Here is a 19,112-nt window from a genome sequence, read left to right as displayed (position 1 = left end):
GAATTTGCCCCCTTCCGCCCTTCGGGCACCTTCCCCCGCAAGCAGGGGAAGGCAAGCGTTCCATTTACTTAATTCGGTAATTCTTCAATAGTAAAATTGGTATTGGTGAATACACAAATATCACCGGCGATTTTCAGTGATTTTTCCACGATTTCACGCGCCGATAAATCGGTGTTTTCCACCAACGCGCGGGCGGCGGATAGGGCGTAATTGCCGCCGGAACCGATGGCAAGAATTTGATCTTCCTCCGGCTGCACCACATCGCCGATACCGGTAATAATCAGGCTTTCTTTCTCATCCGCCACAATTAGCATAGCCTCTAATTTACGTAATGCGCGGTCGGTGCGCCAATCTTTCGCCAATTCCACCGCACTTTTCAGCAAATGCCCTTGGTGCATTTCCAATTTACGCTCAAATAATTCAAATAAGGTGAAAGCATCCGCCGTGCCGCCGGCAAATCCCGCCAGCACTTTGCCGTTATACAAACGACGCACTTTACGCGCATTGCCTTTCATTACCGTGTTCCCCAAAGAAACCTGTCCGTCGCCGCCCACAACCACTTTGCCGTTGCGACGTACGCTTACAATCGTTGTCATAATGCTGTCCTTTTTGCTTAGAAAATATGTGGGATATATTGTGGTGAATTCAAAGAATTCAAGAGAGAAAAGATCATTGATTATTTTTCCGCCGATTACTCATGGAAAATGTGACCGCGATCAGAGTTTTACATAGCAAACGATTGCCCGAAATTGCACTCGAAAGCAGACAGGGTAGGATACCGCCGTAACCTTACAACAATCTCAGGAGTTATCATGAAAAACCTCGTTAAATTATCCCTCATCGCCATGTTAACCGCCGCCACGATTCCGGCAATGGCAGCAAAAAGCGAACCTTACACCCACCAAGGCACTAACGCCCGTGAAATGCTGGTAGAACAACCGATTCACTGGATTTCCGTTGAGCAACTGAAAAAAGAATTGGACGGCAAAGCGCCGATTAACGTGAGCTTTGACATTGACGACACCGTACTATTCAGTAGCCCATGCTTTTATCACGGACAACAAAAATATTCACCGGGCAAACAGGATTATCTGAAAAATCAGGATTTCTGGAACGAAGTGAACGCAGGCTGCGATCAATATTCCATTCCGAAACAAATTGCGACGGATTTAATCAATATGCACCAAGCACGCGGCGACCAAATTTACTTCATCACCGGGCGTACCGCCGGGGATAAAGACGGTGTGACCCCGGTTTTACAAAAAGCGTTTAATATTAAAGATATGCACCCCGTAGAATTCATGGGCGGACGTGATCGCACCACCAAATACAACAAGACTCCGGGCATTATCGAACACAAAGTCAGCATTCACTACGGCGACAGCGACGATGATATTCTCGCCGCCAAAGAAGCAGGCATTCGAGGCATCCGCCTGATGCGCGCCGCCAATTCCACTTACCAACCGATGCCAACCCTCGGCGGCTACGGCGAAGAAGTGTTGATTAATTCAAGTTACTAGTTTTAAAAACACCTAAAAAACCGACCGCACTTTGAAAGCCAATCTCAAAGTGCGGTCTCTTTTTACGATGAATTTCAGCTTCGGTTAGAAGCGAATTTCGATGGAGGCGGAATAGTTGCGACCCGGGGCGTAGAAGCGTTCAAGACCTTGGTTGCCATAACGATAATCCACAGTGTTGATCGTACTGCGATAGTTAATACCGCGTAAGCTATCCCAAGTGTGATATTTCTTATCAAAGAGATTATACACGCCGGCTCTTAACGTGACATTTTTTGTCGGACGATAATATCCGAATAAATCAAAGACCCAGTAGGATTTGTTTAACCAACGATATTCTCGGTGAGTAACCACATCATCCCAACGTTCGCAAAGATCTGTGTACCAGTTACGCTCCGCACAAACACTGTCTCTTTCAGTAATTTTTGCATCACTACCTTTTTTCCCTCTATGGTAAGTTAAACGGGAGAAAATACCCCATTTTTCATTCGGTTCTTCATAATCAAGACCAAAGATCAGTTTCAATGGCTGAATAGACAATAAACTGTCATCATTTGATAGTTTACCTTTAGCATAACCGATGCCGCCCGATAACTTGAATCCTTCAGGCAATGGAGTGACTTCATTTAAGTTCAGGCTACCTTTTATTTCCAAGCCATACACACGTGCTCTATCCAGATTTACCATTTGTTGGAACGGGGCAGGGCTCCATTGATGACAATAGATACCATTTTGATAATCCGGACACAGTGGGTTGTAATACATGTCCGTCGTTTCTTGTTCAAATAAGAAATTCCGATATTTGGTGTAATACACATTCGCATCCAACATACCTAAATCATGTTTAGCCTGTGCATATAAGGTGTGGCTGATACTACGCTCCGCTTTCAAGTCAGGATTCGCTTTCCAGTTACCGGCAGGGTTATCATAAGTGAAAAAGATTTCCGTTGCGGTCGGCACACGATAGCCTGTGCCTAATTGATAGCCTACTTTCCAGGTTGGATTAATCTGTGCGTCAAGTCCGATGAATCCATTCCAATTCACGAAAGTAGTGTCTTTAGGTTGATTTCGCTCTTCCGCGCGTAAACAAGCTGCTGTGCAAGGAACACCACCGTCATAAGCCTGAGGTTTTAATTTTTCATGATCGTAACGTACGCCAATAAATGACGAGAATACCTCATTCCAAAACGTATCATTTTTCAAACTAAAACCATATTGTTTCGTTTTTACCGGACGTTGAATGGTATAAATACGTCCGCTACTCACAGAACCATCTTTATTTAATACCTTGTCATCGTTGATATTTTTAAAATCACGTTGCGCAATATAGGTTCTGAAGGACAATAAATGCTCACCGCCAATAAAAGTAAACGGCTGAGAGTCAATCCTTAATGTCGCCCGTTTATATTCTGTTTTCATATTACGATTATCCACATTAAATAATGTGCCTTTTATATAATCAGGATCACGCCATGAACCGATATTGTCATAATCTCCTTTATAGTTTATCGCGCCATTTTCAATTTTTTGATAATCCAAATCTGCACGGAGTAAACCAATCACAGGATTATTTTCTACTTTCCATTCATAGAAAAGGTTGCCGTTAAAGCGTCTTTCATAATCATCCGCTTCACGCCAACTGGTATCCATATCATAAGAGTGTTCCCATGTGTAACGTTTTCCACGTTGACCATTAATGGAAATACCCAGTTTATGTTGCGGATTAATCTTCCAAGTTAATTTGGCTAAATAGCTATGATTTCGATGCTTGGACGGGTCCGGATGAATACGCGCAGAACCAATTTCTGCACGTCTGGCAATGTCTTTTTCTGTGTCCAAAGAACTTCTTCCCCAAGGGGTAATATTTCCACCGGCACTTTTGAATTCATGTCCTCGACGCTGGGAATACATTAACACAACATCAAAATGTTCATTTGTCGCACCAACACCTGCTGTATTAACCCATTCTCTGTTTTTACTGGCATAGCCGCTTCTAACCAATCCGCCCGCGGAGTTCCCCGGGAAGACCAAATCTTCCACGTTCATGGTACGGTAATTAACACCGCCGCCTAAGTAGCCACTCCCCATATTCACCGAATCGGAACCTTTTACAATGTCAATGCTTCTAACCAACTCTGAATCAATACTTAATCTGGAATTGTTAAAATTCCCATAACGGGCATAAAGTGAATTCTCTTCAAAATCAGGTAAGGAAACGCCATCAATGCTGATTCCGACACGATTTCCTTCCACACCACGCATAGAAAAACCTTTTAGCCGACGGCCATTATCTGCAACCCCCACGTCCGTGGTATAACGTACTAAGTCGCGGGTATCTCGGATCATTTCTTGTTGAATGGCTTTGTGGGTTTTACGAACGGTTTGAGATTGGGCTGCACCGGGCTGAATGGCGGTTTCCTCGACGGTGATTTCCTTTAATTCCTCTTCCGCCAACGCCACATTCGCCGTTGACAAACCAATCGTTATCGGCAATAGGCTGTAGGCTGTTACCAAGAGTTTATTATTTTTCATATTTTGCTTCCTTGAAGTTAAAAAACTGCGCGGAGATTATAAAAAAGAAGCAATACAAAAAATAGATGCGTTTGAGAATAATTTGTATTTTTGTGATCTAGTGCAAATTCTTACCGTGTAAGAAGTTATCGCTTATTTCGAATGGAACAATTAGTGAACGAATATGCCGCACAACACCGCAATAAACACCATCATGCCAAAATAATTGTTGTTTAAAAAAGCTTTGAAACAATCTTCTCTTTTGCGGTGTTTGATTAAACGACATTGATACACAAAAAATAAGGTCGCCACGCCGAGCATAAGGAAATAACTCAGATGGAAATGATTGAGTTTACCGAGCCAATAAAGCAAACCGAGAGTAATGAGTTGCAGAATAGTGATGATTTTATTGTCATATTGCGCAAATAAAATGGCGGTGGACTTCACCCCGATACGCAAATCATCATCACGATCCACCATGGCATATTGCGTGTCGTAGGCGACTGTCCACGCAAGGTTGGCGACGAATAAAATCCAGCACTCCGGCGGCAGTTGCTCGATGGATGCGCCGTATGCCATGGGAATCGACCAACCGAACGCCATGCCCAAAAACAACTGCGGCAAATGGGTGTAGCGCTTCATGAAAGGATAAATCAACGTCAGCAACGCGCCGATGAAAGACAACGCAATGGCGTAGTAATTGAGGAACAATACCAACATCAGCGAACAGGCAAGTAGCAGAATAAACAACGTTTTGGCTTCCCGCGCCGTGGCACGCCCTGTTGCCAGCGGACGATTCGCCGTGCGTTTCACCTGCCCGTCAATGTGTCGATCGGCGTAGTCGTTAATTACACACCCGGCGGCACGCATGAAAATCACGCCCAACACAAAAATCAGCAAAATGGAAAATTGCGGCATGCCCTTGACCGATAAAAACAACGCCCACAACGTCGGCCACAATAACAATAATGTGCCGATGGGACGGTCTAAACGCATGAGCTGAGCATAAGCAATTAACTTTTCTTTGGAAAACATAAATCTATTCAAGGCGAAATAAATGTACCCATTTTACGGTAAATCGCCATTGAGGGTAACATTTTTCTAACAAGTTATTTGTCGTTGTCTAAAATCCGGCTGATTAATTAGCAAAAGATTAAATCTGATATAATAAAGTTCCTGAGAACACGGTTTTTAATGCCCATCCTTTAGCCCCACGAAGCTTAAAGTAAAGTGAGCGACCATGTGACGAGTTTCGGATGGGCAATACATGACTATATTCGTTATGAAAACGAGGAACGCATTAAACCCGGGTCAACTACTTTAATCCCTGTGAACTCAATATTTAACTTATTTGGTTGACTATCAAACTGTTATGGAGCAAAGCAAAGTGCGGTCAAAATTCAATACAAAATTCGACCGCACTTATAACTTAACCACGTGAGTGACTCAATTAGAACGGCATATCGCTTTTGACATTGATGCCTTTGCCCGTAATATAAAACTGCCCGCCTGCGACATAGTGCAGGTTTTTCAACTCGTCGCCCACTTCGTCAAATTCCCAATGCCCATTGCGGAACACGCGGTCGTCGGCATAGGCAGCGATAACTTGACCGATAAACAGATCGTGGTTTTGCTGGTTGTGCGGCTCGGGGATGAGTTTGCACAAAATATAGGCAGAGCAGCCTTTGACCAGCGGAATATCCGCGTCGCTTTGGTAAAACAGTTCTATGCCGTTGTCGGCGAGTTTGTTCGGATTGTCCTTGCGGCTTTGCCCCATCGCGATGACGGTTTGTGCCTGACTTGCAAACGGCACTTGCAGGGCAAAATAGCCGCTGCCTTCGACCAGTCCGCGTGTGTAGGCGGCTTTGTCCAAAACGATGGTAACTTTGGGATTGGGATAAAAATCCAGCACGCAAGACCATGCGGCAGACATGACGTTTTCCACGCCGTCGTGTTTGGCGGACACCATCACGGTGGGGCCGTGGTTGAGCAGGAGGTAGAATTTTTCTAGGGGTACGGGTTGTAAAGCCATTTTTTACCTCGATAGTTGATTGAATCGGAGGCATTATAGGTGGGATTAGGCGGTAATTCCAGATTGGTGTTTTTGAGTAAATGAAAATTATCCCTCTGATAACGCGCATATCCTAACCTGTGCCTTTTATATCGGCAGGTTACAGCGTTATACCGTGAAGCCTGCGCTAGCATGGGATAAAAAATGCTGAGAAAAACCGCCGCACTTTTCCCTTTCACACAAGCGTTGTAGAATAAATTTTATCCAAGCTCACCAAAAGGATACTGTCATGAAACGCGTCCATTTCCCTTTCAGATTTGCGTTGTTATGCGGCTGTGTTTTGTTGCTTGCCGCCTGTCATTCTGTTCTTTATCAACCTGCCAAAACCCTTGAACAAATCGATCCGCAAACAGGTTATCGTTTGGAAAACACCATGCAACAGGCGTTGGAAAAAGAAAATCTGGTGATTGTGACCTTTTCCGGCGGCGGATCGCGGGCGGCGTCTTTGGGGTACGGGGTGTTGGAACAGTTCCAACATACGCCGGTGCGCCCGACGGAAAAAGGCGACACTTTGTTGCAAAACATTGATGTGGTGTACGGTGTGTCGGGCGGTTCGGTGTTGGCGGCGTATTTCGCCTTGGAAGGGCAGGATGTTATTCCGAAATTTAAGGAATCCTTTTTGAAAAAAGATTTTCAGAAAAAAGTGATTAATGAGGTGCTGTCGGTAGGCAATGTGCCGCGACTCACTTCACCGCAATTCGGGCGCAGCGATTTATTACAGGAACAGCTGAATCTTGCGTTGTATAAGGGGAAAAAATTTGCCGATCTCGTCCAACAACGTAAAGGTCCCTTTGCCGTCATCAGCGCCACCGATATGACGGCGGGCGAAAAAGTGTCTTTTACGCAAGATTTCTTCGATTGGCTTTGTCTGGATTTAAACGATATTGAAATTGCCCGCGCGGTGGCGGCGTCCAGCGCCGTGCCGTTAATCTTTTCTCCCATTACGCTGAATAATCATGGCGGCGCTTGTCATATCGACACGAAAAAAGACAGGCTTGCCGCGCTCCCCGGCAATCGCCTGTTGTTGAACAACTTTGAAGCGATGAAAAAACGTCTGGCGCGCTATCAAAATAACTCTGATAAAACCTATTTGCATTTGGTGGACGGCGGGTTGACGGACAATCTGGGCTTGGCAAGTTTATTGGATATGTCCAATTTGTTGAGCATGCGCAAATTGTATGCGGAACTGAAAAAATCCAACCTGCGCAACATTGTGGTGGTGAACGTGAATGCGCAAAATGAGCGCACCAGCCAAATTGATACCTCGGCGGATGTGCCGGGTGTACGGGAGGTGGTGAACACGGTGATTAGCGTGCCCATTGATAAAGCCACGGAATCGACGGTGCGATATTCGCAAAAATTTGCCGATCAATGGAACGCTTACGCCAAGCGTAAAAAAGACGTGAAGATTCGGATTTATTTTGTGAATTTGAGTTTACGCCATTTGCCGGAAGGCCGATTGAAAAAAGAAGTGCTTAATATCGGCACATCTTTCTATTTGCCGGAATCCGATGTGGATAAACTGCGCGAAGCCGCCAAGATTTTGCTGGAACAATCGCAGGAATATCATCAGGCGTTAGAGGCGTTGCAATGATGCGTCCCCTCTTTTTTCTAAAGAGGGGAGCATGAAAAGTGCGGTGGTTTTTCACCGCGTTTTTTAACTTATTTCAGATGAATGAAAAATGTGCCCGTCGGCGTGATCGGCAAGTAGTTTTTGTGGAAATCCATAAAAGTCTTTTGCGGATCCACATCGGCAAATGCCTGCGGATACAGGGTTTTCGCCATAAATTGCGCACTGGCTAAATCCACCATGGAGCGAGACGCGGTGTGATAAATGCCGTACACCCGATGATTTTTCACTGCCGGAAGCTCGTTCCAACCGGGACGTTGAGTGAAACCTTTAAGACGTTTTTGCGCGTCATCCTCCGTAATACCGATGCCCATGGACATCATTTCCGCGTTGGTGTCGTGTCCCATTTCCGTGCCGGAAATAATCACCACCTCCGGTTTGGCGGTCAGCAATTGCTCCGCGTTGATCGGCCCCCAATTTTCCACGAAAGGCGCACTGACATTATCGCCGCCGACGGTGTCGGCAATGGCGCCCCACATATTTTTACCGAACGTGAAGCTGTATTCGCCCGGGCCTTTGTTACCGAATTCAATATAAATTTTCGGTTTCGGTTGATTGGCGGCTTTCACGCGCTTTTGAATGTCGGCGATACCGTCGGCGTACTCCTTGGCGATTTTCTCCGCACGCGCTTCGGTGCCTGCAAGTTGTCCGAAAATACGTGCGCTTTGAGTGTGGCGCTCAACGGTTTGCGCATTAAAATCCACCACCACAATCGGCACGCCCGCTTGTTCGATCCGCGGCAATTCGCTCGCCAAGGTTTGATATTGCCATTCCGCCAGAATTAAGACATCAGGCTTTAAGGCTAAGGTTTTTTCCGTGGAAAACGTGCCTGTATTCACATTGCCCACATCGGCAATGTTCTTCAGCTCCGGCATTTTCTCACTGAATAGCACCCAACTGCCCGGGTTAAATTTCTCCCAGAATTCACGGGAAATGCCCGCAATATGCTTGAAGTTCTCTACGCCGGTAACCGCAATATAATCGGGATAATAAAAGCCCAGCACCGCGTTTTTTACCGGCACGTCCACCTTCACCTCACGCCCCAGCACATCTTTAATGGTTTTTACTTCAGCCTGTGCCTGCATACCGAACGCCAATAAGGCGGCAACTAAAAGGCGACGTAGAACGGTTTGTTTCATAGCAATATCCTAATGTTAAGTATAAAAAGGTTGATTAAAACCGTTGGATATTATTCAAATAAGATTCGTTATCAAATCGGAGGAGTGCGAAAAATACGCTGGACGCCGCGTCGGCTTTCTTCTAGTATGTCGCCTCATTATCCGCTTAATCTGGAAAAACAATGACCCGAATCAACCTTGTGCCGCCCGCCGAATTGTGCGATCAGCATTTACTCGCCGAACATCGCGAACTTACCCGCATTCCCAACGCTGTCGCCAAAGGCAAATTTCACTTGAAAGGACAACCTACGGAATACAAATTAGGCGAAGGGCATGTGCGCTTTTTCTTCAATAAAATGGCATTTCTGAAAAAACGCTACGACCTCTTGCACGCCGAATGCAAAGCGCGCGGTTTTAACGTGCAATACATTTGGAACGACGATTTACCATCGGATCCCGCTTTATGGCTGGATTACGAACCCACCGAACCGGCGCTGGCGCTCAATCGCGAACGCATTCGTGAACGCATGCCTGCAAAAGCGAGATTTACGGCACATAAAATTCATGTGGAAAAATGACCGCACTTTAACACCTCAAAGTGCGGTTAAAACCTACCGCGTTTTTCACCTCCCAAAATACTCGAAAAACCTACCGCACTTTTCCGGCCTTCGCGGCAAATATTGACATCTCCCCTTTGCGTAGTAATATGCACCCACTTTCCATTACAGGCCTTTTTTATGCTAGCGTTTTCACATCAAGAACATATCGAATCCTATTATTCCGCCACCCGCAACCAACATTTTGAGTTGCCGCCGTTAAGCCAAAAAGAATCCGCCGATGTGTGTGTCGTCGGGGCGGGTTTTTTCGGTTTATCCACCGCGTTGGAGCTTGCCGAGCAAGGCAAAAGCGTGATCGTGCTGGAAGGCGCGCGGGTGGGCTTCGGCGCGTCGGGGCGTAGCGGCGGGCAGGCGATTAACGGCTTTGAGGACGGTATTGACGAATATATCGCGCAGGTGGGCTTGGAAACCGCCCGTAAGCTGTGGCAAATGTCGTTGGAGGCCATTGATATTATCGACGAACGCATTAATAAGTACGGCATTCAATGCGACTGGAAAAAAGGCTATGCCACGTTGGCGTTAAATGAACGTCGCATGGAGGATTTAATCGCCGTTGAGAAAGCCAGCCACGAGATTTTCGGCTATCAGAATATGCAGCTGTGGGACAAGGCAAAACTGGAGCAACATTTGGGCAGCAAAATTTATTGCGGCGCGTTATACGACAGTAATTCCGGACATTTGCACCCGCTAAATTATTGCCTCGGTTTGGCGAAAGCCTGTTTGGATCTGGGCGTGCGCATTTATGAGCAATCGCCGGTGGTGGATTTGCGTGAAAAGGCGACGGAAATTGAAGTCATTACCGATCAAAGTGCGGTTGTCGCCAAAGACGTGGTGTTAGCGACCAACGCTTATATCGACGCGCTACCGAAAAGCATTCATCACGGCATTGCACGCAAAATTTTGCCGGTGGAAAGTTTTATTATCGCCACCGAGCCCCTCGATCAAGCCACCGCCGATTCGGTGATTAATAACGGCATGTCCGTGTGTGACAGCAATTATCTGCTGGATTATTACCGTTTAAGCGCCGACAACCGCTTGCTGTTCGGCAGCGATTCCAGTTCGGAAAAGGACATGATTGAGGTGATGCGCGGCAATATGCTGCACGTTTTTCCGCAGCTGGAAAACGTTAAAATCGACTACGGCTGGGGCGGACCGGTGGACATGACCCTCAATGCCAACCCGCACTTCGGACGTATTTCGCCGCATCTTTATTTTGCTCAAGGCTATTCCGGACACGGCGTGGCGCTCACCGGATTGGCAGGGCGCATTGTGGCGGAAGCCATTTTGGGCAATGACGAACGTCTGGCGATTTTCGGCAAGTTAAAAGTGCCTTCGGTGTTCGGCGGCAAGCTGGTGAAGAATCTGGCGTTAAAAATCGGCGTGAACTATTATCGTTTTTTAGACAAATATCGTTGATTTTATAGACTATTTTATATCTTTCTGTTATACGATAGAGAAAATGATTATTTGGTTAAGGCAAAATTTACTGTAATAATTGACCGCACTTTTCGTCTTATTGAACAAATTCGCAAAATAGAGGAACAACTTATGAAAAAATCCGTTTTCGCAAAAGCATTATTGTTATCCGGTTTGGCATTCGGCATCGCCACACAAGCCATGGCGGGTGAAATTTCCGATCGCGTAGAAAAAACCAAAACCTTATTAGTGGGCACCGAAGGCACTTACGCGCCGTTCACCTTCCATGACGACAGCGGCAAATTAACCGGCTTTGACGTGGAAGTGATCGAAGCGGTGGCACAACGTTTAGGCTTAAAAATTCAATTTAACGAAACCCAATGGGATTCCATGTATGCCGGGTTGAATGCAAAACGCTTCGACCTTATCGCCAACCAAACCAATCCAAGCCCGGAACGTTTGAAAAAGTACCTTTATACCGCGCCTTATAACTACTCCACCGCGGTTATCGTGACCAAAGAAGGCGACGACAGCATTAAAACCTTTGAAGATTTAAAAGGCAAAAAAGCGGCACAATCGTTAACCAGTAACTACGGCAAAATCGCCAAAGCCAACGGCGCGGAATTGATCGTGGTGGACGGCTTGGCGCAAGCGCTGAAATTAATCACCCAAGATCGCGCCGAAACTACGGTGAATGACCAACTTGCAGTGTTGGATTATTTCAAAAAACAACCGAATGCCGGCTTAAAAATCGCCGTGAAACGCGACGAAAAAGTGCCTTCCGGTTTCGCGGTATTGAAAGGGGAAGAGCCATTGGTGGAAAAAATCAACCAAGCGCTGGACGAATTAAGAAAAGACGGCACTTTGAAACAAATCTCAATAAAATGGTTCGGCGATGACATTACTCAATAATTTTCTCGCCTCCCTTCCGTTTATGAACGCAGAAAGAGCTGATGAAGTCATCAGCTCTTTTTGGCCTATGTTAGAAGCGGCAATTGATAAAACCATTCCGCTGGCGATAATCTCCTTTTTCGCCGGCTTGGTGATTGCATTGGGCGTGGCGGTGATTCGTACCATGCCGAAAAGCGGCATCGGCTTGCGTGTGTTGCAACTACTCTGTCGCATTTATGTTTCCACCATTCGCGGCACGCCGATGTTGGTGCAGATTTTCATTATTTTCTACGGCTTGCCGGAAGTGGGAATCAAGCTCGATCCGTTCCCGACGGCGATTATCGCCTTTTCCATTAACATCGGCGCTTACGCCTCGGAAACCATTCGCGCGGCGATTTTATCCATTCCGAAAGGGCAATGGGAAGCCTCCTATTCTATCGGCATGAATTATTTCCAAACTTTCACCCGCACCATCATGCCGCAAGCCTTGCGTGTCTCCGTGCCGCCGCTCTCCAACACCTTTATCAGCAACGTGAAAGATACCTCTCTGGCGTCCTTGGTGCTGGTCACCGAAATGTTCCGCGTGGCGCAAAATATTACGGCGGAAAACTATGAATTTATTATGATTTATAGCGAAGCGGCGTTGATTTATTGGTGCATTTGTCTGGTCTTGTCATTCGCCCAAGGGCGTTTGGAAAAACGTCTGTCCCGTCATCTGCAAGCCTAAGGAGTCCGTATGTTAGAGGTTAAAAATATTCATAAAACATTTAACGGCAATCCGGTGTTGAAAGGGATCGATTTTCATATCGAAAAAGGCGAAGTGGTGGCGATTCTCGGCCCGTCCGGCTCAGGCAAAACTACTTTTTTGCGCTGTTTGAATTTGTTGGAACGCGCGGAGCAAGGCACGCTACGGTTTACCGACGGCAGCCTGTCTTTGGATTTTGCCAAGAAAATCAGCAAAGCCGACGAACTGAAACTGCGCCGTCGCTCCTCCATGGTGTTCCAGCAATACAATTTGTTCCCCCATCGCACTGCACTTGAGAACGTGATGGAGGGCATGGTGGTGGTACAAAAGAAAAGCAAAGCGGAGGCGGAACAACGCGCCGTGGAATTGCTTACCAAAGTGGGGTTGAAAGACAAAATGGCGTTGTACCCGTCGCAGCTTTCCGGCGGTCAACAGCAGCGGGTGGGCATTGCGCGCGCCTTAGCGGTGCAACCGGACATTATTCTGCTGGACGAGCCGACCTCCGCGCTCGACCCGGAATTGGTGGGCGAAGTGCTACAAACGTTGAAATTACTGGCGCAGGAAGGCTGGACGATGATTATCGTCACCCATGAATTGCAATTCGCCCGCGATGTGGCGGATCGGGTGATTTTAATGGCGGACGGCAATATTGTGGAACAAAACAACGCCCGTGAATTTTTCGAAAACCCGCAACAGGAGCGCACCAAACAATTCCTCTTGCAGGCGAAAATTCCCGTTTGCGTGGAATATGAAATCTAGCCCGTCACTTATAGGGCGATTTGCGGGTAATATTGCTCGCTGATTGCCACGAAATCCGCCAAAGAAATCAACCGCACTTTTGCGTTTTCAGGCAAAAGTGCGGTTAAATTTCTCGCCGAAATATCCATTTCCAAGGCAAAACACGGCGCTTCGCAACGCGCCAGCAAATCCGCCTGTTTTAACGCCAGCAACACGCCGTCCTGCCATAACACCACCGCATCCTGCGCGCCGGCGTTCAACAAATAACGTTCCAGTTCCGTTTGCGAATATTGAGATTGGGAAAAGGTATAAAGCATCATTAGAAAGTCAGAATTTTTTCACTTTGTTGTAGGATTGATAGTAACCGCGCACGCGGTAAAGTCTCGCAAGTCAACATCAAATCCTGCGGCTTAAGCCCAAATTGTTGTAGGGAATCGACGCACACATAACGTTGCTCGATTTCGTATAAATTCAGTAATTTCAAGGCGCTGGCGGTGTCTTTTTGTAAAGTCGATTCCGCGTGTTGTTGCGGCTGCAAATTCAGCACGCCGTCATCCAGAAAAAACACTGCAATGTCTTCTTCCGCGCAAAATGCCGTGGCGGCAAGTAGCGCGTCTAATCCTTCCCGCGTATTTGCCGTGCCATAAGGCGCGTGACGAAAAATAAAAGCGAGTTTGCTCATAAGGTGATCACCCGATCCGCTTGTAACAATGCTTGGCTGAACTCGCCCAAACCGGCAAGTTGAAAAACGTCCGCCAAGTTAACCGCACTTTTATCGGCGGCAGAATCCGTATCCACCACGCCACGTCGTTGGGCGGCGGCAACGCATAAATGGAGCGGCACATTAAATTGGCGGGAAAACGCCTGCCAAGCCTGAACTAAATTGAATTCGTCGTTGGCGGGATAAACCAAGGCGTTGCCGTTACTGACGCCATCCTGATAAAAAAAGAGTTGGCGAATACGGTGTTTTTTCGCTAACTCTAACGCCAGCTGATACGCCAGAAAGGCGCCTTGGCTGCCGTAAACCGGTTGTTTAACCACCAACACGTAATCCATGATTATTCGTCCTGATCCTGTTTGATTTGGCGGATGTATAAATAGACGGTGTGGCGCGAAATATCGAGGCGCTCCGCCACTAAATTGATGGCGTCTTTAATGTCGAAAATGCCTTTTTCATACAGGGAAACCACGATTTGACGGTTTTTGTTATTGTTCGCTACCATGCGATCGGCGGTGATTTCCTCAATGGTTTTTTCCACGGTTTGCACCACCAGCTCTTCTACCGAACTGGCAAAATTCACCGCAGAAGTTTCGCTGTGATCGGGCGTCGGGATAAAATTTTGCAAAAATTGCGACACCGGCACGTCTAAATTGATGTTGATACAAAGCAAGCCGATAATGCGTTTTGAGCTGTTGCGAATGGCGATAGTCACCGATTTCATTAAACCGCTGTTTTTCTTCGCGCGGGTAAAATAAGGTTTGCTGACGCTTTCCGATTTCATGTTGTGTAATGAGCGCAACGCGAAATCCGTCATGGGCGAACCCACTTGGCGGTTGGTGTTGTGTCCGTTGGCGATGTAAATGGCGGAATGTTCCAAATCCTCGAAAGAATGCAGAACGATTTCGCAATGTTGTCCGATAAGCGCACTCACGCCGTCAACCACGGCAATATAAGAATTCAAAATGGTGCGATCTTCGTTGGTAAAAGGTCGTTTATCCGTTAACATGAAAGAACGTGTTTATTGTTGTTATTTGTTGAAATAAATGACCGCACTTTAAGCCGGTCGCCTAAAAAGTGCGGTCGTTTTTTCGCTTATTTCGCCGGGGTCACGTCCAACACTTCAACGTCGAAGTAAAGTGTGGAGTGCGGTGGGATTTTATCGCCCGCGCCGTCTTCACCGTAGGCTAAATCCGCCGGAATAACCAACTCGATTTTACCGCCTTTTTTGACTAATTGCAGACCTTCGGTCCAGCCTTTAATCACTTTATTTAGCGGAAATTCGGCTGGTGTGCCGCGATCGCGTGAGCTGTCAAAAACAGTGCCGTCCGGCAATTTACCGGTATAGTGAACTTTCACCACGTCGGTGGCTTTAATGGCATCGCCGGAACCTTCTTTTTCCACGTGGTATAACAAGCCGGACGCGGTTTTCTTCACGCCGCTTTTCTTAGCAAACTCATCGGAGAATTTTTTGCCTTCTTCTTCCGCTTTTTTCGTCACTTCAGCGACGCGTCTTTCATTTTCCGCTTTTAATTTGGCATCAATGCCTTGTAAGGCAGTGGCGATTTCTTTATTGCCTTCCAATTTCACTTTGCCGTTTAAGACGTCGGAAATCCCGGCGATGACTTTCGCATTGTTGTAGTCGATCACGCCTTTTTGTGCGCTAATTAAGCCTTGTAAATCGGAGCCGAATAACACCCCTACCGCATAGGAGGAATCGTCGTTGAATTTTGCATCGGCTTTACTTTCCGCAAAAACGTTGTGAGAAACGACCGCACTTAAAACGAGTGCCAGCGCTGAAACTTTCTTCATTTTTAACATTGTGTTCGATCCTTTATAATAAGTGAAAAATGCGTTGAATAGGGTAAAACGGATTCAACAAATTCACAACATTTATTTGGGAATTATTATGTCCATGCAACAAAATTTAGAGCAACGGATCGCCGAATTGGAGATGAAAGCGACCTTTCAGGAGGCGCTGATTGAGGAATTGAATCAGGCGTTGGTCGAGCAACAATTTCTCTTGGATAAAATGCAGCTGCAATTGCGTTATGTGGTGAATAAAATGAAAGACATGCAGCCTTCCAACATTGCCAGTCAGGCGGAAGAAACCCCGCCGCCGCATTATTGAGTAAACCAAAATACGCAAAACAAAAAGGACGCCGAAATGACGTCCTTTTTTATTGGGTTTGCGTTGATTATTTCGCGAAGTACGCTTCTAAATCGTCGCTACCGCCGATGTGTTTACCACCGATGAAGACTTGTGGCACGGTCGCACGACCGGAAACCGCACGTACACTCACGATAGTAGCATCGTGGCCTAATACGATTTCTTCAAAGCTCAAGCCTTTTTCATGTAACATTTGTTTTGCTTTTGCACAGAACGGACAGCCCGGTTTAGTGAAGATAGAGATGGACTCTTGAACTTGGTGTTGTGGTGCAAGGTATTTCAACATGGTGTCGGCATCGGACACTTTGAACGGGTCGCCCGGTTCGTTTGGTTCGATGAACATTTTTTCTACTACGCCGTTTTTCACGAGCATAGAATAACGCCATGAACGTTTGCCGAAACCTAAATCTTCTTTACCGACCAACATGCCCATGCCTTCGGTGAATTCGCCGTTACCGTCCGGCACGAAAGTGATGTTTTCGGATTTTTCATCTTCTTTCCATGCGTTCATGACGAAAGTATCGTTCACGGAAACCACAAGAATGTCGTCAACGCCGTATTTTTTGAATACCGGTGCTAATTCGTTATAACGTGGTAAGTGGGAAGAAGAACAAGTCGGGGTGAATGCGCCCGGTAGAGAGAAAACGATAACGGTTTTGTTATCAAATAATTCGGATGTAGTAACATCAACCCATTTGTCGCCTTGGCGAGTGCGGAATGTCACCTGAGGAACTTTTTTACCTTCCATATTGGACATAGATTTTTCTCCTGTTAATAATGTGGAACGGATTAGAGACTGTCGCTCAAAACCTAAGCAATCTCTAAAGGACGATGAATTATAGGTAAAATTATGATATAGTCACAATCAATTAATTCTATTTTTTTAATTGCTACTTTCTATAATGAGGACCTATGAATATTCGTGATTTAGAATACCTTGTCGCCCTTGCCGAACACAAGCACTTTCGCCGTGCGGCGGACTCCTGCCATGTGAGCCAACCGACCCTAAGCGGACAAATTCGTAAACTGGAAGACGAACTCGGCATTATTTTATTGGAACGTACCAGCCGTAAAGTATTATTCACCCAATCGGGTTTGTTATTGGTGGATCAAGCAAAAACCGTGTTGCGCGAAGTGAAATTACTCAAAGAAATGGCGAGCAACCAAGGCAAAGAAATGACCGGCCCGCTGCATGTAGGCGTGATCCCGACGGTGGGACCTTATTTAATGCCGCATATCGTGTCGACCTTAAAAGAAAGTTTCCCGGAACTGGAACTGTTCCTTTATGAAGCGCAAACCCATCAATTATTGGAACAACTGGAAACCGGTCGATTGGATTGCGCCATTGTCGCATCCGTGCCGGAAACGGAAGCCTTTATTGAAGTCCAACTGTTCAACGAAAAAATGCTACTTGCCATCGCCGATCACCATCCTTGGTCAACTAAAGAATCCGTCCCGATGTCGCTGTTGAAAGACTGTGAAATGCTGATGTTGGACGACGGGCATTGCTTGCGTAATCAGGCATTAGGCTATTGCTTCACCGCCGGTGCGCGGGAAAATTCACATTTTCAGGCAACCAGCTTGGAAACGCTGCGCAACATGGTCGCCGCGAATGCGGGCGTGACCTTAATGCCGCAACTTGCCGTGCTCAGCGAAGGTAATCGCGGCGGCGTGAAATACCTGCCTTGCCACGATCCGGAGCCGTCCCGCAATATCACTTTGGTTTATCGCCCCGGTTCACCGTTACGCGCCCGTTATGAACGTGTGGCAAACGCAGTGAGTCAATCGGTTAAATCTATCTTATCTTAAGGGAGCAACCCATGGTCGGTATTCGCGCGCAACAAAAAGAAAAAACCCGTCGCGCTTTAATTGATGCGGCTTTTAATCAACTTACGGCAGAAAAAAGTTTTTCCAATTTAAGTTTACGGGAAGTGTCCCGCGAAGCCGGCATTGCGCCGACCTCGTTCTATCGGCATTTTCGCGACATGGACGAGCTCGGCCTCACCATGGTGGACGAAGCGGGCTTAATTCTGCGCCAACTCATGCGTCAGGCACGGAAACGCATTGCCAACGGCGGCAGCGTGATCGTGATTTCGGTGGAAACCTTCTTCGAATTTATCAACAACAGCCCGAACGTATTTCGCCTGTTATTGCGCGAAAGCTCCGGCACATCGCACGCCTTCCGCACCGCCGCCGCCCGCGAAATTAAGCATTTTATCGACGAACTGTCGGAATACATCGCCCACAAAAACCACTATTCCCAATACATTGCCTATGTGCAGGCGGAAGGCATGGTGACAATCGTATTCACCGCCGGAGCCAACGCCTTGGACATGAGCAAAGCGGAGCGGGAACAGTTAAAAGAGCGCTTGATTTTACAGCTCAGAATGCTGGCAAAAGGTACAAAACATGAAGCCAGAGATCGCCGTGAAAACCATTAACTTCTCCAAATTATTCAAAAACACCGTTTCGTTGCTGCTCACCTTACTGGTGATGAGTAGCATTTTGGATTTTATTCGCAAACCGACCGTGCCGGATAACATCAACGCCACGGCATTATATGATTTGCAGGGCAATCCGTTTTTTCTGCCGCAACTGGCGCAAGACAAGCCAACCATTCTCTATTTTTGGGGCACATGGTGCAGTTATTGCCGTTACACCTCGCCGGCAATTAACGACTTGGCAAAGGATGGCTATCCCGTGGTTTCCGTGGCGTTGCGCTCCGGCTCCACGCAGGAGGTGACGAATTATCTGACGGAACATCAATACGGGTTTACCACGGTCAACGATCCGCAAGGCGAATTGGCGAATCGATGGGATGTAGGCGTCACGCCGACCATCATCATTTTGCATCAGGGTAAAATGGACTTGGCAACCACCGGCTGGACAAGCTATTGGGGCTTAAAAGTGCGGTTGTTTTTGGCGACGTTTTTATAACTTGAAAAACCTCTTTAAAACTCGCCATGCTTT

At 46.8% G+C, this 19,112-nt stretch carries 22 protein-coding genes; 11 read left to right on the top strand and 11 right to left on the bottom strand.

The genetic code is table 11. The annotated features are described in order from the left end of the window. Positions 1-68: 68 nt before the first annotated feature. Positions 69-596, bottom strand: coding sequence for an ATP-dependent protease subunit HslV (gene hslV, locus DK430_RS11625; RefSeq protein ID WP_109079226.1), 528 nt, complete (start codon positions 594-596; stop codon positions 69-71). Between the two features lie 216 nt (positions 597-812). Here hslV and aphA point away from each other — a divergent pair, with 216 nt between their 5' ends. Then, positions 813-1,520 (top strand): acid phosphatase AphA, encoded by a 708-nt coding sequence (aphA, locus tag DK430_RS11620; protein WP_109079225.1) that lies wholly within the window; start codon positions 813-815, stop codon positions 1,518-1,520. An 84-nt stretch (positions 1,521-1,604) separates the two neighbouring features. On the opposite strand, the gene DK430_RS11615 is transcribed toward aphA, so the two are convergent. The 3 genes from DK430_RS11615 to DK430_RS11605 all read right to left on the bottom strand — a co-directional run bounded on the left by DK430_RS11615 (position 1,605) and on the right by DK430_RS11605 (position 6,060). Then, on the bottom strand, positions 1,605-4,049 hold the full coding sequence (locus DK430_RS11615) for a TonB-dependent hemoglobin/transferrin/lactoferrin family receptor (protein WP_109079224.1): 2,445 nt from the start codon (positions 4,047-4,049) through the stop codon (positions 1,605-1,607). Positions 4,050-4,199: 150 nt separating this feature from the next. Next, on the bottom strand, positions 4,200-5,063 hold the full coding sequence (gene ubiA / locus DK430_RS11610; RefSeq protein ID WP_109079223.1) for a 4-hydroxybenzoate octaprenyltransferase: 864 nt from the start codon (positions 5,061-5,063) through the stop codon (positions 4,200-4,202). 415 nt (positions 5,064-5,478) lie between these two features. Continuing rightward, positions 5,479-6,060, bottom strand: a complete 582-nt coding sequence (locus DK430_RS11605) for a flavin reductase family protein (RefSeq protein WP_109079222.1) — start codon at positions 6,058-6,060, stop codon at positions 5,479-5,481. A 268-nt stretch (positions 6,061-6,328) separates the two neighbouring features. Between DK430_RS11605 and DK430_RS11600 the strand changes: the two genes are divergently transcribed. Continuing rightward, the gene (locus tag DK430_RS11600) at positions 6,329-7,693 is read left to right on the top strand and encodes a patatin-like phospholipase family protein (RefSeq protein ID WP_109079221.1); all 1,365 of its coding nucleotides are present in this window, start codon (positions 6,329-6,331) and stop codon (positions 7,691-7,693) included. 68 nt (positions 7,694-7,761) lie between these two features. On the opposite strand, the gene DK430_RS11595 is transcribed toward DK430_RS11600, so the two are convergent. Continuing rightward, on the bottom strand, positions 7,762-8,868 hold the full coding sequence (locus tag DK430_RS11595) for an ABC transporter substrate-binding protein (protein ID WP_109079220.1): 1,107 nt from the start codon (positions 8,866-8,868) through the stop codon (positions 7,762-7,764). Positions 8,869-9,029: 161 nt separating this feature from the next. Between DK430_RS11595 and DK430_RS11590 the strand changes: the two genes are divergently transcribed. The 5 genes from DK430_RS11590 (at position 9,030) to DK430_RS11570 (ending at position 13,275) form a co-directional block, all read left to right on the top strand. Beyond that, complete coding sequence (locus tag DK430_RS11590) at positions 9,030-9,425, top strand: pyrimidine dimer DNA glycosylase/endonuclease V (RefSeq protein ID WP_109079219.1); 396 nt, start codon at positions 9,030-9,032, stop codon at positions 9,423-9,425. A gap of 159 nt (positions 9,426-9,584) precedes the next feature. After that, complete coding sequence (locus tag DK430_RS11585; protein WP_109079218.1) at positions 9,585-10,880, top strand: NAD(P)/FAD-dependent oxidoreductase; 1,296 nt, start codon at positions 9,585-9,587, stop codon at positions 10,878-10,880. 132 nt (positions 10,881-11,012) lie between these two features. Further along, positions 11,013-11,792, top strand: coding sequence for an amino acid ABC transporter substrate-binding protein (locus tag DK430_RS11580; protein WP_109079217.1), 780 nt, complete (start codon positions 11,013-11,015; stop codon positions 11,790-11,792). Beyond that, a complete protein-coding gene (locus tag DK430_RS11575; protein WP_109079216.1) occupies positions 11,776-12,498 on the top strand; it encodes an amino acid ABC transporter permease in 723 nt (240 codons plus the stop codon). Before DK430_RS11580 ends, DK430_RS11575 begins: the two co-directional genes overlap by 17 nt. A gap of 9 nt (positions 12,499-12,507) precedes the next feature. Further along, positions 12,508-13,275, top strand: a complete 768-nt coding sequence (locus tag DK430_RS11570; protein WP_109079215.1) for an amino acid ABC transporter ATP-binding protein — start codon at positions 12,508-12,510, stop codon at positions 13,273-13,275. 8 nt (positions 13,276-13,283) lie between these two features. Here the strand turns inward: DK430_RS11570 and DK430_RS11565 are convergent, their stop codons facing one another. The 5 genes from DK430_RS11565 to DK430_RS11545 form a co-directional block, all read right to left on the bottom strand. After that, positions 13,284-13,571, bottom strand: a complete 288-nt coding sequence (locus DK430_RS11565) for a DsrH/TusB family sulfur relay protein (protein ID WP_109079236.1) — start codon at positions 13,569-13,571, stop codon at positions 13,284-13,286. Between the two features lie 2 nt (positions 13,572-13,573). Further along, complete coding sequence (tusC, locus tag DK430_RS11560; protein WP_109079214.1) at positions 13,574-13,936, bottom strand: sulfurtransferase complex subunit TusC; 363 nt, start codon at positions 13,934-13,936, stop codon at positions 13,574-13,576. Continuing rightward, entirely contained in the window at positions 13,933-14,310 is a 378-nt protein-coding gene (gene tusD, locus DK430_RS11555) for a sulfurtransferase complex subunit TusD (RefSeq protein ID WP_109079213.1), read from the bottom strand. Before tusD ends, tusC begins: the two co-directional genes overlap by 4 nt. A gap of 2 nt (positions 14,311-14,312) precedes the next feature. Next, entirely contained in the window at positions 14,313-14,981 is a 669-nt protein-coding gene (locus DK430_RS11550; protein ID WP_109079212.1) for a helix-turn-helix transcriptional regulator, read from the bottom strand. An 86-nt stretch (positions 14,982-15,067) separates the two neighbouring features. Then, positions 15,068-15,793 carry an FKBP-type peptidyl-prolyl cis-trans isomerase gene (locus tag DK430_RS11545; RefSeq protein WP_109079211.1) on the bottom strand — a complete coding sequence of 242 codons (726 nt, stop codon included), beginning with the start codon at positions 15,791-15,793 and terminating at the stop codon, positions 15,068-15,070. A gap of 88 nt (positions 15,794-15,881) precedes the next feature. Here DK430_RS11545 and DK430_RS11540 point away from each other — a divergent pair, with 88 nt between their 5' ends. Continuing rightward, positions 15,882-16,103: a SlyX family protein gene (locus tag DK430_RS11540; protein ID WP_109079210.1), complete on the top strand. Its 222-nt coding sequence runs from the start codon at positions 15,882-15,884 to the stop codon at positions 16,101-16,103. A gap of 67 nt (positions 16,104-16,170) precedes the next feature. Here DK430_RS11540 and pgdx read toward each other — a convergent pair whose 3' ends face one another. Then, positions 16,171-16,899 carry a hybrid peroxiredoxin PGdx gene (pgdx, locus tag DK430_RS11535; protein ID WP_109079209.1) on the bottom strand — a complete coding sequence of 243 codons (729 nt, stop codon included), beginning with the start codon at positions 16,897-16,899 and terminating at the stop codon, positions 16,171-16,173. Between the two features lie 155 nt (positions 16,900-17,054). On the opposite strand from pgdx, the gene oxyR reads away from it, so the two are divergent. From oxyR to DK430_RS11520, 3 genes are read left to right on the top strand one after another with little or no spacing between them, the layout of a single operon-like run. Continuing rightward, entirely contained in the window at positions 17,055-17,951 is an 897-nt protein-coding gene (oxyR, locus tag DK430_RS11530) for a DNA-binding transcriptional regulator OxyR (protein WP_109079208.1), read from the top strand. 11 nt (positions 17,952-17,962) lie between these two features. Continuing rightward, positions 17,963-18,583 (top strand): HTH-type transcriptional repressor FabR, encoded by a 621-nt coding sequence (fabR, locus tag DK430_RS11525; RefSeq protein WP_109079207.1) that lies wholly within the window; start codon positions 17,963-17,965, stop codon positions 18,581-18,583. After that, positions 18,579-19,079, top strand: a complete 501-nt coding sequence (locus DK430_RS11520) for a protein disulfide oxidoreductase (protein WP_162616846.1) — start codon at positions 18,579-18,581, stop codon at positions 19,077-19,079. Before fabR ends, DK430_RS11520 begins: the two co-directional genes overlap by 5 nt. Positions 19,080-19,112 lie beyond the last annotated feature (33 nt).

This window comes from Aggregatibacter kilianii, from assembly GCF_003129965.1.
In the GTDB taxonomy this organism is placed as follows: Bacteria; Pseudomonadota; Gammaproteobacteria; order Enterobacterales; family Pasteurellaceae; genus Aggregatibacter; species Aggregatibacter kilianii_A.
This window is presented reverse-complemented; position numbering and strand designations above follow the sequence as displayed.